Source organism: Nonomuraea coxensis DSM 45129 (genome assembly GCF_019397265.1).
Taxonomy (GTDB): Bacteria; Actinomycetota; Actinomycetes; order Streptosporangiales; family Streptosporangiaceae; genus Nonomuraea; species Nonomuraea coxensis.
This window is the reverse complement of the sequence record NZ_CP068985.1, coordinates 6,036,723-6,048,792: the sequence shown is the minus strand read 5'-3', so window position 1 is coordinate 6,048,792 and position 12,070 is coordinate 6,036,723. Positions and strand designations below refer to the sequence as shown.

Below are 12,070 nucleotides of genomic sequence, written 5' to 3'. Positions count from 1 at the left end.
CCGGGGCGGGGGCTTGGGGCTCCCGCCCGGCGGGAAGAGGTGCGGCATGGACGTGCTGAGCAGCCGGGTGCTGCTGCGCCCACGGGACCCCGGGCGCAGCCGCCGCTTCTACGCCGAGACCCTGGGCCTGGCCGTCTTCCGCGAGTTCGGCCCGCCGGAGCATCCCGGCACGGTGTTCTTCCTCGGGCAGGGCCTCCTGGAGCTGTCCGGCGCATGGGACGGGGCCGGGGACGGCGGCGGGGACGGCGGCGGGGACGGCGGCGCGGTGTCGCTCTGGCTCCAGGTGCGCGACGTGACCGCCGAGGAGGCCCGGCTCCGCCAGGCCGGCGTGGAGGTGCTGCGCGGGGCCCGCCGCGAGCCGTGGGGGCTGGTCGAGCTGTGGATCGCCGACCCCGACGGCCACCGGATCGTCCTGGTGGAGGTGCCGCCCGACCATCCGCTGCGCCGCGACACCCGCTAGGGCGCCGGGCCGTCAGCGCAGCGCGTAGCGGATGGGCAGGCTCCTCAGCCCGCCCACGAACGTCGTCGCCAGCCAGGCCGGCTCGCCGTCCAGCCCGACCTCCGCCAGCCGGGGCACGAGCTCGGCGAACAGCGCCTGGATCTCCATCCGCGCCAGCCCCGCCCCCAGGCAGTGGTGCACCCCCGCCCCGAACGCCAGATGCCGGTTCGGCGTCCGGCCCACGTCGAACCGGAACGGCTCGTCGAACACCTCCTCGTCCCGGTTCGCCGACGGGTACGACAGCAGCACCGACTCGCCCGCCGCCACCGGCGTCCCCCGCACCGCCGTGTCGGCCGCCGCCGTCCGCATGAACGCCTTCACCGGGCTTACCCAGCGGATCATCTCCTCGGCGGCCGTGCCCAGCAGCCCGGGGTCCTCGCGCAGCCGCCGCAGCTCCCCCGGATGCCGGACGAGCGCCTCCAGCCCGCCCGCGATGGTGGAGGTGGTCGTGTCGTGCCCGGCCGTGGCGATGATGACGTAGTACGAGGCCGCGTCGGCGTCGCTCAGCGGCCGGCCGTCCACCCGGGCGTTGGCGATGGCCGAGGCCAGGTCGCCGGTCGGGCGGGCGCGGCGGGCCGCGGTCAGCTCGCGGAAGTAGCCGAGCAGGTCCGCCAGCACCGAGGTGTGGGCCGCCGCCCCCTCGCCGCGCCGCCGGCCGGCGTCGTCCTGGCCGAACAGGTCCCGCGTCAGCCGCAGCATCAGCGGGAAGTCCGACTCCGGCAGCCCCAGCAGGGACAGGATGACGCGCAGCGGATAGTGCGCGGCGACCTCACGGACGAAGTCGCACCGGCCGTCGTGCTCGGCCAGCAGGTCGACGTACCGCCTGGCCAGCTCCCGCACCCGCGCCCGGAGCTCGCGCATCGCCTTCGGGCTGAACCAGTCCGCGCCGACCGCGCGCAGCGCCCGGTGCTCGGGGTCGTCGATGTGGACGAGGGTCCTCAGCGCGCCGCCGCGCGCCCGCTGCTCCTCCAGGGCGGCGTCCACGTCGGCCCGCCGCAGCACCGGCCGGGGCGCGCTCAGCCACAGCGTGTTGTCCCGCTCGATCTCCAGCACGTCGGCGTGCCGCGTCACCGCCCAGAAGGGCCGGTAGCCGTCGGCCTCCACCCGCCGCACGGGCGACTCGCGGCGCAGTAGCGCCAGGGCTTCGTGCAGACGGGCCTCGTCGGTGTACGCGGCGGGCGTGGCGAGGCAGCGCCCCGCCTCCTCCGCGGACGTCAGGGTCGTGGCCACGGGTCAGCCTCCCGGCGGCAGGCGGGTGCAGGGGCGTAGACAGGCATTCCCGCCCCTGGCCGCCCTCATGCGGCCGGCTCCAGGTCAGGGGCCGGTGGGGGCGCAGCGGAGCAGCAGGATGGCGAGGTCGTCGGCGCGCTGCTCCAGCGCCGCCGGCTCGATGAGCGACTCCGCCAGGTCCCGCAGCGACCCGTCCGGGGTGGGGTTGAAGCGGGCGGCGAGGTCGCGGATGGCGTCGCCGAGGTCCACGCCCGGCTGCTCGATGAGGCCGTCGGTGTAGAGGGTCAGCACGCTGCCGGGCGGCAGGTCCAGGTCGAGGGTGGGGTACTCGGCCTCCGGGTCGATGCCCAGCAGCAGGCCCGTGGCGCTGTCGAGGACGCGCGTGGGCTCGCCGGGCCGGCCGAGCAGCGGCGGCAGATGGCCGGCGCTGGCCAGGCAGGCGGTGTGCCGCTCCAGGTCGATGCTCACGTACAGGCAGCTCGTGAAGCGGTCGGGGGCGAGCTCGATGAGCAGCCGGTTGGTGTGCGCCAGCACCTCGCCGGGGGAGGCGCCGGCGGTGGCGTGCGCGCGGATGGCGGTGCGCACCTGGCCCATGAGGGCGGCGGCGGTCACGTCGTGCCCCTGGACGTCGCCGATGACCGCCGCGGCCTGGGTGTCGCTGAGCCGGACCAGGTCGTAGAAGTCGCCGCCGATGTCCATGCCGGGGGTGGCCGGGACGTACCGGGCGGCGAGTTCGAGCCCCGGGATCTCCGGCAGCGTGTGCGGCAGCAGGCTCGACTGCAGGCACTGGGCGAGCTGGTGCTTGACGTCGTAGAGCCGGGCCCGCTCGAACGCCTGCGCGATCAGCCCGGCGAGCGCGGTCAGCGTGGCGCGCTCGTCGGGCTCGAAGTGGTGCGGCCGGTCATAGGCGAGGATGCAGGTGCCGATGGGCCGCCCCGAGGTCACCAGCGGCAGGAACGCCCACGCCTTCATGTCGTCGGAGGCCAGGGCCTCCGGGTACGTCTCCCGCAGGTCGGCCCAGCTCTCGAAGAAGGCCGGCCGGGCGGCGTCGTACGGCAGCAGCTCCGGCGCCGGCGGGATCACCGGCTGCCCGTCGAGCTCGGCGACGGCCTGCCGGCTGTAGCCGCGCGAGGCGGCCACCCGCATCCGCCCGCCCTCGGTGGTGAGGATGGCCAGCGCCTGGACGTCGTAGACCGGCATGACGTGGTCGGCGACGAGGTCGATCACCTCCTGCGCGGTGACGGCCCTGGCGAGCGTCGTCGCGAGGTGCAGCATCTCGTGCAGGGCGATGATGCGGGTCGGCCGCCCGATCTCGTGGGGCGGCGGCCGTTCCGCGGGGTCGTGGTCCAGCGCGCCGGGCGTGACGCGCACGGTGACGCCGGTCAGGCCGGGGAAGAGCCGGAAGGTGACCAGCCGCCCCGACGGGTGGCGGGCGGTGAACGCGGTGACCCGGCCGCTCAGCACCGCCGACCGGTAGAGGTCCTCGTAGAGCGGGTCGTCGAGCCAGGGCAGCGCCTCGCCCAGGCGTTCGCCCTGCAGCTCGGAGGCGTAGACGGACAGCAGGTCGGCGGCCGGCGCGGTGATCAGCGCGATGCGGCCCTCGACGTCGAGCGAGCAGTAGCCCTCCGGCAGCCTGTTGAGCGCCTGGAGCGCGACGAGCTGCGAGGCGGTGTCGGCGGCGCGGGCGGGGCGCGGGTTGAGTATGCGCGGGCGCGGCCCCGGCGTGATCGGCTCGCCCCGGTCGGCCTCCCGCTGGAGCAGGCCCGCGAGGGCGGAGCAGCTCGCGTCGATCGCGTCGAGCTGCTCCCGTGACAGCGCGTGCGAGTACCCCGCGGGCCAGACCAGCATCAGCGCGCCCCAGACGCGCCCGCCGCCGCGGATGGGGCGGACGGCCACCGCGAAGTGGTAGGGCAGCGAGAGCGCCGCCGAGGGGAACTGCCGCGCGAGGTCCTCGCGGCCCGAGATCCAGACCAGGCGGTCCTCGCGTACGGCCCTGGCGGCCGGCACGGGGTCGCCGACCCTGAGCCGGGCCCAGGACATGGCGATCGGCTCGGGCATGCCGAGCTGGACGTCCATCACCAGCCCCCGGCCGTCGTCGGCCAGGAGGTAGACGATGCCGATGTGCGCCCCCGCGTCGGTGATGGCCCGGATCAGCAGGTCGTCCAGGCCGGCCCGGCCCGGCCGGTGCGCGGCGTGCTCCCGCACCGGCTCAGCCGTCCGTCTCCCCATTCACGCACGGAGACCACAAAAGCAGTATGAAACCCCCCATACGGGCAGGATACCCCGCAGGTCGATGGCGGGCCGCTCACCTTCCGCTCAACATCGGACATCCGCTTGCCCGCCCCGCCCCTCCCGGACACGATGGGCCGGTGATCCTTCCGGTTCCCGCGACCCCGCTGCACCCGCTGCCCCGCCTGGCCCGCCGCCTCGGCCTCGGCCCCGAGGACCTGTGGGTCAAACGGGACGACCTGACCGGCCTGGCGGGCGGCGGCAACAAGGCGCGCAAGCTCGCCGCCATCGTCGCCGACGCCCTGGCCAAGGGCTGCGACCACCTGGTGACCGGCGGGGGAGCGCAGAGCAACCACGCCCGCATGACGGCCGCCGCCGCCAACCTCGCCGGGCTCGGCTGCGACCTGCTGCTCACGCCCGGCGACGACAGCGGCAACCTGCTGCTGGACCGCGTGCTCGGCGCCCGCATCCACTGGCTGGACGGCGGGCCGCTGCCGTACGCCGAGACCGAGGCCGCCATCCAGGAGCACGCCAGGGAGCTGGCCGCGCGGGGCCGGCGCCCCTACGCCATCCCGATCGGCGGCTCGTCGCCGCTCGGCGCCTCCGCGTACGCCGACGTGGGCCGCGAGCTCGCCGCACGCCTCGACCCCGGCCTGGTCGTGGTCGCCGCGGGCTCGGGCGGCACGCAGGCCGGGCTGGCGGCCGGGCTCGGCGACCACGGCAAGGTGCTCGGCGTGGACGTCGGCGCCCGGCCCGGCCTGGCCGAGGCGGTCCAGGAGCTGGCCGCCGAGGCCGCCGCCCTCGCCGGGCTGCCCGCGCCGCGCGGCCGCTGCCGCCTGGACACCGGGCAGGCCGGGGCGGCGTACGGCGAGCCGACCGGCCCGGCCCTGGACGCGCTGCGGGCGGCGGCGCGGACGGAGTCCCTGCTGCTCGACCCCGTCTACACGGCCAAGGCCATGGCGGGCCTGTTCGCCGCCGCGCGCGAGGCGCCCAGGGGCACGCGGGTGGTGTTCGTGCACACCGGAGGACTGCCCGGCCTGCTCGCCTCCCGTTACGCCGGCTGGCTCACCAGCGGGAGGCCAGACGACGCCGCAGCCGGACCGGCGGCAGCGGCGGAGCCTTCCTGAGGTGCCTCCTGCCGATCACCTGGAACAACGCCCGCCGGTCGGTCATGCCGCCCTTGCCGCTCGGCTCCCTGCCGAACAGCGCGAGCAGCGTCGTCCGGACGCCGGAGCGCGTGCTCCAGTCCACGAAGGCCCGGCACTCGGCCGGGTCCTCGCCGTAGAACTCGTCGAACAGCAGCAGGGCGCCGTCGGCGAGCAGCGGCGTCAGCCAGTCCAGCGCGCACGCGGTGGCCGACTCGAGGTCGGCGTCCAGGTGCGCCAGGCTGACCAGGCCCACCTCGGCGGCGAGGGCGGGCGTCAGCGACTCGGCGAAGAACCCCTTGACGACCCGCACCCCGTTCAGCCGCGGCACCGGCGTCGCGAACGTGCCGGCCGGCAGGTTCTCGTAGCCCTCGGGCAGCCCCTCGAAGGAGTCGCAGGCGTAGATGCGCTTGCGGCGCTGCCGGCGCTCCCACAGCCGGGCCCGCCACAACTCGTCCCTGATGACCCGGGTGGAGTAGCCCTTCCAGACGCCGAACTCCACGATGTGGCCGGGCACCGGCCGGGACAGCTGCACGGACAGCTCCAGGACCTGGGCCCGGGACGGATAGGTGACCTTGTTCCTGAGCTCGGGCCACTCCCCGGGAGCGCCGCCTAACCAGCTCCCGTCGAGCAAGGTGCGTTCTGACATGCGTAACCCCTTCGCAGTCGCTCGCGTTTCCGCCGAGGCAATCAGTAAGGGTGGGGTGCGGACCACGCCTGAATACGCACAGCAGTATGGTCGCCGCGTGACCCCCGCGTCACGGGATGTCGCACAAAGGGCTTGGGGTCACTCCTCCGACAGGACGCGCTGGGCGACGGCGAAGGCGGCGTTGGCGGCCGGGACGCCGCAGTAGACGGCGCTCTGCAGCAGCACCTCGCCGATCTCGTCCGGGGTCAGCCCGTTGCGCAGCGCCGCCCGCACGTGCATGGCCAGCTCCTCCAGGTGGCCGTGGGCGACGAGCGCGGTCAGCGTGACGCAGCTGCGGGTCCGCCGGTCGAGGCCGGGCCTGGTCCAGATCTCCCCCCAGGCGTAACGGGTGATGAAGTCCTGGAAGTCCCTGGTGAACGGCGTCGTACGGGCCACCGCCCGGTCCACGTGCGCGTCGCCCAGCACCTCGCGCCGCACCCGCATGCCAGGCGTCGAGGGGAGGTGGGCGAGCAGCGCGGCGGTCAGGCGTTCCGGCTGGTCGGCGGGGGCCAGATGGGCGGCGCCCGCCAGCTCCACGAGCGTCGCGCCGGGGATGCCGTCGGCGAGCTCCCTGGCGTGCGCGGGCGGCGTCGCGGGATCGTCCCTGCCCGCCACGACCAGGGTGGGGGCCTTGATCGCGGACAGCTCGGCGCGCACGTCGTAGCCGGCCAGGGCGTCGCAGCAGGCCGCGTACCCCTCGGGGTCGGCGGCGGCCAGGTCGTCGAGCAGCGCCTGCCGCGGCGGGCCGGCGAACCAGCGGGCGGCCGTGCTCTCCAGCAGCGGGCCGGTGCCCTCGGCGCGCACCAGCCGGGCCCGGTCGTGCCAGGCCGCGGGCTCGCCGAAGCGGGCGGAGGAGCAGACCATGGCGAGCGAGCGCACCCGGCCGGGGTGGCGCAGCGCCAGGGTCGCGCCGATCGCGCCGCCGATCGACACGCCCGCGTAGTGAAAGGAGCCGAAGCCCGCCGCGTCGGCGGTCTCCAGCACCAGGGCGGCCAGGTCCTCGACCGTGGCCACCGGGGCCGCCGGGGAGCCGCCGTGGCCCGGCAGGTCGAACCTCAGCACCCGGAACGTCCGCGCCAGCGCGGCGACCTGCGGCTCCCACAGGCGCAGGGACGTGCCGAGCGACGGTCCGAGGATCAGCGGCTCGCCGTCCGCAGGGCCGTCCAGCCGGTGGTGCACCATCGTCAGTCCTCCTTGAGAGCCCGCTCCACCAGGGCGCGGGCGGAGCCCGTGGAGCCGGACAGGGTCAGGTTGGCGCGCATGCGCTCGGGGTGCACCCGCAGCCCTCCGGCCAGCTCGGCCGCGTCGCGGGCGGCCCCGGCGACCAGGCGCAGGCACTCGCGCAGCGGCTGCCACTCGGCGTGCCAGGCGCCGGAGGGGCGTTCGTCCTCGGCGGCGAGCGCGGCGTACAGGACGGCGGCCAGCGCCGGGACCTGCCGCGCCGCCGCGGCGATCATGGTGGCGCGGACCGGGTTGCGCTTGTGGGGCATGGACGACGAGCCGCCGCCGACGCCTTCGGACAGCTCGCCCACCTCGGTGCGCGAGAGCACGAGCACGTCGGCCGCCACCTTGCCGAGCGCGCCCGACGCGAACGCCAGCGCCCCGCCGAGGTCGGCCACCGGCGTGCGCAGCACGTGCCACGGCAGCACCGGCTCGGCCAGCCCCAGCTCGGCGGCGAACCGGGCCACGAGCCGCAGCCCGGGATCCCCGCCCGCCCCCACCTCGTCAGGGCCGGGCTCCGGGCGCTCGGGAGCCTCACCCAGCCCGACCACGTCGGGGCCGGGCTCCGGAGGCTCGGGGTGGAAGGCGGCGAGGGTGCCCGCGGCCCCGCCGAGCTGGGCCGGCAGGGAGTCGCGGGCGGCGCGCAGCCGGTCGCGGGCGTCCAGGACCAGCTTGCGCCAGCCCGCCGCCTTCAGCCCGAACGTCGTCGGCACCGCCTGCTGGGTGAGCGTCCGCGCGGCCATCACGGTGTCGCGGTGCGCGGCGGCCAGCCCGGCGAGGTCGCCGGCGACCCGGCCGAGGTCCGCCAGCACCGGGCCCAGCGTCCGGTGCGCCACCAGCATGAGCGCGGTGTCCATGATGTCCTGGCTGGTCGCGCCCCGGTGGACGTACGCGCCGTGCGGCCCGGCCGCCGCGCGCAGGTCCTCCACGAGCGGGATCACCGGGTTGCCGCCGGAGCGCGCCCGCGTGACGAGCCCCGGCAGGTCGAACGCCGCCTCCCGCGCCGCCCCGGCCACCGCCTCGGCCGCCTCCCGCGGGGCCGCGCCGATCGCGGCCTGGGCGCGGACCAGCGCGACCTCGGCGTCCAGCAGGGCCCGCAGGACGGCGGCGTCGCCGGTCTCCCCGGCCGCGCCCCGCATGGGGGACAGCAGCCCGAGATCGGCTCCGGGGCCGGCCGAAGCTCCCGGGTCAGCCGAAGTCAAGGAAGACCGTCTCCTTCTCGCCCTGCAGGTGGATGTCGAAGCGGTAGAAGTCCTCACGCTCCGGCACGGCCAGCAGCGTCTCCCGCCGCTCCGGCGGCACCGTGTCCAGGAAGGCCGCGTCCCGGTCGAAGTAGACGCGGGTGAACAGGTGGTGCAGCAGGCCGCGGGCGAAGACGCACACGCTGATGTAGCCGTTCCCCGGCATGAGCGTGCGCAACCCGTAGCGGCCGTCGGCGTCGGTCGGCACCCGGCCGAAGCCGGTGAAGTCGAGCCCGTGCCGCCCGATCACGGCCCCGGTGACCGGGTCGCGGCGCAGCGAGCCCGGCCGGCCGCGCAGGTCGCCCGACGGGCCGGCCTGCCAGAACTCCAGCAGCGCGTCAGGCACCGGCACGCCGTCGCCGTCGTAGACGTACCCCTGGACGGTGATCCCGCCGGTGGCGAGGTCGCCGCCGCCGGGGAACGGCAGCGCGAAACCGTAGAACGGGCCGATCGTCTGCGAAGGGGTCGGCTTCAACGGCCCTCCTCCATCCAGGTGGCGGCCGGGCCGTCGAGGACGATGTCCCAGCGGTAGCCCAGCGAGAACTCGGGCACGGACAGGTCGTGGTCGTAGGCGGACACGAGCCGCTGCCTGGCCCGCTCGTCCGTCACCGACTGCAGGACCGGGTCGAACGGGAACAGCGGATCGCCCGGGAAGTACATCTGGGTGACCAGCCGCTGCGTGAACGCCGTGCCGAACACCGAGAAGTGGATGTGCGCCGGCCGCCAGGCGTTGACGTGGTTGCGCCACGGGTACGGCCCCGGCTTGATCGTGGTGAAGAGGTAATGGCCCTCGTCGTCGGTCAGGCAGCGCCCGACCCCGGAGAAGTTGGGGTCGAGCGGGGCGGGGTGGTCGTCCCGCTGGTGCCGGTAGCGGCCGGCGGAGTTGGCCTGCCACACCTCGACGAGCTGGCCGCGTACCGGCCGGCCGTCGCGGTCGAGCACCCGGCCCCGCACGGTGATCCGCTCGCCGAGCGGTTCGCCGAGGTGCTGCTTGGTCAGGTCGGAGTCGAGCGCGGTCACGTCGGAGACGCCGAACACCGGCCCGGCCAGCTCGGCCGCCTCCGGGTCCTTGACCGCGAGCGCCGGCAGCTTCGGGTGGCGGAGGATGCTGCTGCGGTAAGGGGGGAAGTCGCGCAGCGGATGGTTCGCCTCCTCGCCGGCGTGCGCCGCGTGCACCTCGGCGGTCTCGCGGTCGATGTCGGCTTGCGAGGGGGGTGGGATCATGGAGCGGCTACCTTTCCAGTACGACGGCCAGCCCCTGGCCGACACCGATGCAGAGAGTGGCCAGTCCGACGCCGGAGCCGGCCGCCGCGAGGCGGTGCGCCACGGCGCCGGTGACGCGGGCGCCGGACGCGCCGAGCGGATGCCCGAGCGCGATCGCGCCGCCCTCCGGGTTGACCAGGGCGGGGTCGAGATCCGGCAGCTCGGCCAGGCAGCCGAGCGTCTGGGCGGCGAACGCCTCGTTCAGCTCGGCGGTGGTGAGGTCGGCGAAGCCGCGGCCGGCCTTGGCGAGCGCCCGGGTCGCGGCCTCGACCGGGCCGAGTCCGAAGTAGCGGGGTTCGAGAGCGCTCGCGGCGCCGGCGGTGATCCGCGCCAGGGGTTCGCGGCCGCCCAGCCCGTCCTCGTCGGTGAGCAGCAGCGCCGCCGCGCCGTCGTTGAGCGGGGAGGAGTTCCCCGCGGTGACCGTGCCCTCCTTGCGGAAGACCGGCTTGAGCCGGGCGAGCTTGTCCAGCGAGCTGTCCTCGCGGATGCCCTCGTCCCGGGTGACGTCCCCGACGGGGACGATCTCGCGCTCGAAGGACGCCTTGGCCGCCTTCTGGTGGCTGGCCAGGGCGTAGGCGTCCTGCTCCTCGCGGGTGATGCCGTGCTTGCCGGCGATCAGCTCGGCGCCCTCGCCGAGCGGCACCGTGTGCTCGGCGGGCATCCTCGGGTTGACCAGCCGCCAGCCGAGCGTCGTGGAGACCAGCTCCGCGCCGCCCGCGGGGAAGGCCCGGTCGGGCTTGGGCAGCACCCAGGGGGCGCGGGTCATCGACTCGACGCCGCCCGCGATCACGGTGGAGGCGTCGCCGAGCGCGATCATCCGGTACGCCTGGATGACCGCCTCCATGCCGGAGCCGCACAGCCGGTTCACGGTCGCGCCCGGCGTGCTCACCGGCAGCCCGGCGAGCAGCGCGGCCATGCGGGCGACGTTGCGGTTCTCCTCGCCGGCCCCGTTGGCGTTGCCGAGGATCACCTCGTCGGGGGCCTCGACGCCGTTGCGCTCGGCGACGGCCCTGACCACGTGCGCGGCCAGGTCGTCGGGGCGGATCCCGGCCAGCGCGCCGTTGTGGCGGCCGAACGGGGTGCGGACGGCGTCCACGATGTACACGGTCTTCATGCCAGGACCTCGGCTTCCGTACGCTCGCGCAGCTCCTCGACGCTCACTCCCGGCGCGGTCTCCACCAGCCGCAGCCCGTCCCCGGTGACGTCGAGCACGCCGAGGTCGGTGATGACGCGGTGCACGCACGCCTGCCCGGTGAGCGGCAGCGAACACTTCCTGACGATCTTGGGAGAGCCGTCCTTGGCCGTGTGATCCATGATCACGATGACCTTGCGGGCGCCGTGCACGAGGTCCATCGCCCCGCCCATGCCCTTGACCAGCTTGCCGGGCACCATCCAGTTGGCCAGGTCGCCCGTGGCCGACACCTGCATCGCGCCCAGCACCGCCACGTCGATGTGCCCGCCGCGGATCATCCCGAACGACAGCGAGGAGTCGAAGAACGACGCCCCCTCGCGCACGGTCACCGTCTCCTTGCCCGCGTTGATCAGGTCGGGGTCGACCTCGTGCTCGTACGGGTAGGGCCCGACGCCGAGCAGGCCGTTCTCCGAGTGGAGGATCACGTCCACGTCGTCAGGCAGGAACGACGGGATGCGGGTCGGCAGGCCGATGCCCAGGTTGACGTAGTCGCCGTCGCGCAGTTCGGCCGCCGCGCGCGCCACCATCTCGTCCCGCGTCCAGCTCATGATCGGGTGGTCCTCTTCTCGATGCCCTTGTCGGCGGCCTGCTCGGGGGTCAGCACGACGACGCGCTGGACGAAGACGCCGGGCAGGTGGACCTCGTCCGGGTCCAGCTCGGTCAGCTCCTCGACCTCGGCGACGGTGACGCGCCCGGCCATCGCGGCCAGCGGGTTGAAGTTGCGCGCGGACTTGTTGAAGACGAGGTTGCCGTGGCGGTCGCCCTTGGCGGCGCGCACCAGCGCGAAGTCCGTCGTGATGCCGTGCTCCAGCACGTACGGGCGGCCGTCGAACTCGCGCACCTCCTTGGGAGACGAGGCGACGGCGACGGAGCCGTCCGGGTTGTGGCGCAGCGGCAGCCCGCCGTCGGCCACCGGCGTGCCGACCCCGGCGGGGGTGTAGAAGGCGGGGATGCCCGCGCCGCCCGCGCGCAGCCGCTCGGCGAGGCTGCCCTGGGGGGTCAGCTCGACCTCCAGCTCGCCGCTGAGGTACTGGCGGGCGAACTCCTTGTTGTCGCCGATGTACGAGGCCGTCACCCGCGCGATGCGGCCGGCGGCCAGCAGCACGCCGAGGCCGCCGCCGTCCACGCCGCAGTTGTTCGACACGACGGATATGCCGGTGACGCCGGTGTTGTAGAGGGCCTGGATCAGCACGTTCGGGATGCCGCTCAGCCCGAACCCGCCGACCGCGAACGACGCGCCGTCCCGCACGCCGGCCAGCGCCTCCTCGGCCGAGGCCACCACCTTGTCTCTCCGCACGACGCTCCAATTCACCGGGAGTGTTCGCATAGTGAACTTTTGTCCACTATTGTGGTATCGAGTAT

Annotated in this window: 12 protein-coding genes; 2 read left to right on the top strand and 10 right to left on the bottom strand. The window is 75.0% G+C overall.

Annotation, left to right across the window (positions count from 1 at the left end; genetic code table 11):
• The first annotated feature begins 46 nt into the window (after positions 1-46).
• Positions 47-460 (top strand): VOC family protein, encoded by a 414-nt coding sequence (locus Nocox_RS28355; RefSeq protein ID WP_020547287.1) that lies wholly within the window; start codon positions 47-49, stop codon positions 458-460.
• A 12-nt stretch (positions 461-472) separates the two neighbouring features.
• Here Nocox_RS28355 and Nocox_RS28350 read toward each other — a convergent pair whose 3' ends face one another.
• Both Nocox_RS28350 and Nocox_RS28345 read right to left on the bottom strand, forming a co-directional pair.
• The gene (locus tag Nocox_RS28350; RefSeq protein WP_020547286.1) at positions 473-1,729 is read right to left on the bottom strand and encodes a cytochrome P450; all 1,257 of its coding nucleotides are present in this window, start codon (positions 1,727-1,729) and stop codon (positions 473-475) included.
• 84 nt (positions 1,730-1,813) lie between these two features.
• Complete coding sequence (locus tag Nocox_RS28345) at positions 1,814-3,958, bottom strand: SpoIIE family protein phosphatase (RefSeq protein ID WP_051112772.1); 2,145 nt, start codon at positions 3,956-3,958, stop codon at positions 1,814-1,816.
• A 140-nt stretch (positions 3,959-4,098) separates the two neighbouring features.
• Here Nocox_RS28345 and Nocox_RS28340 point away from each other — a divergent pair, with 140 nt between their 5' ends.
• A complete protein-coding gene (locus tag Nocox_RS28340) occupies positions 4,099-5,085 on the top strand; it encodes a 1-aminocyclopropane-1-carboxylate deaminase/D-cysteine desulfhydrase (protein WP_020547284.1) in 987 nt (328 codons plus the stop codon).
• Here Nocox_RS28340 and Nocox_RS28335 read toward each other — a convergent pair.
• From Nocox_RS28335 to Nocox_RS28300, 8 genes are all read right to left on the bottom strand, one after another.
• Positions 5,024-5,752 (bottom strand): TylF/MycF/NovP-related O-methyltransferase, encoded by a 729-nt coding sequence (locus tag Nocox_RS28335; RefSeq protein ID WP_020547283.1) that lies wholly within the window; start codon positions 5,750-5,752, stop codon positions 5,024-5,026. The genes Nocox_RS28340 and Nocox_RS28335 overlap by 62 nt on opposite strands.
• A 138-nt stretch (positions 5,753-5,890) precedes the next feature.
• Complete coding sequence (gene pcaDC / locus Nocox_RS28330) at positions 5,891-6,973, bottom strand: bifunctional 3-oxoadipate enol-lactonase/4-carboxymuconolactone decarboxylase PcaDC (RefSeq protein ID WP_020547282.1); 1,083 nt, start codon at positions 6,971-6,973, stop codon at positions 5,891-5,893.
• A 2-nt stretch (positions 6,974-6,975) separates the two neighbouring features.
• Positions 6,976-8,214, bottom strand: coding sequence for a 3-carboxy-cis,cis-muconate cycloisomerase (gene pcaB / locus Nocox_RS28325; protein ID WP_084685937.1), 1,239 nt, complete (start codon positions 8,212-8,214; stop codon positions 6,976-6,978).
• Complete coding sequence (gene pcaG / locus Nocox_RS28320) at positions 8,201-8,728, bottom strand: protocatechuate 3,4-dioxygenase subunit alpha (RefSeq protein ID WP_020547280.1); 528 nt, start codon at positions 8,726-8,728, stop codon at positions 8,201-8,203. Before pcaG ends, pcaB begins: the two co-directional genes overlap by 14 nt.
• The gene (gene pcaH, locus Nocox_RS28315; RefSeq protein WP_020547279.1) at positions 8,725-9,477 is read right to left on the bottom strand and encodes a protocatechuate 3,4-dioxygenase subunit beta; all 753 of its coding nucleotides are present in this window, start codon (positions 9,475-9,477) and stop codon (positions 8,725-8,727) included. The genes pcaG and pcaH overlap by 4 nt, the downstream gene beginning before the upstream one ends.
• Positions 9,478-9,484: 7 nt before the next feature.
• Positions 9,485-10,630 (bottom strand): thiolase family protein, encoded by a 1,146-nt coding sequence (locus tag Nocox_RS28310; protein WP_020547278.1) that lies wholly within the window; start codon positions 10,628-10,630, stop codon positions 9,485-9,487.
• The gene (locus Nocox_RS28305; protein WP_020547277.1) at positions 10,627-11,256 is read right to left on the bottom strand and encodes a CoA transferase subunit B; all 630 of its coding nucleotides are present in this window, start codon (positions 11,254-11,256) and stop codon (positions 10,627-10,629) included. The genes Nocox_RS28310 and Nocox_RS28305 overlap by 4 nt, the downstream gene beginning before the upstream one ends.
• Positions 11,253-12,005 carry a CoA transferase subunit A gene (locus Nocox_RS28300; protein ID WP_020547276.1) on the bottom strand — a complete coding sequence of 251 codons (753 nt, stop codon included), beginning with the start codon at positions 12,003-12,005 and terminating at the stop codon, positions 11,253-11,255. The genes Nocox_RS28305 and Nocox_RS28300 overlap by 4 nt, the downstream gene beginning before the upstream one ends.
• Between the last annotated feature and the right edge of the window lie 65 nt (positions 12,006-12,070).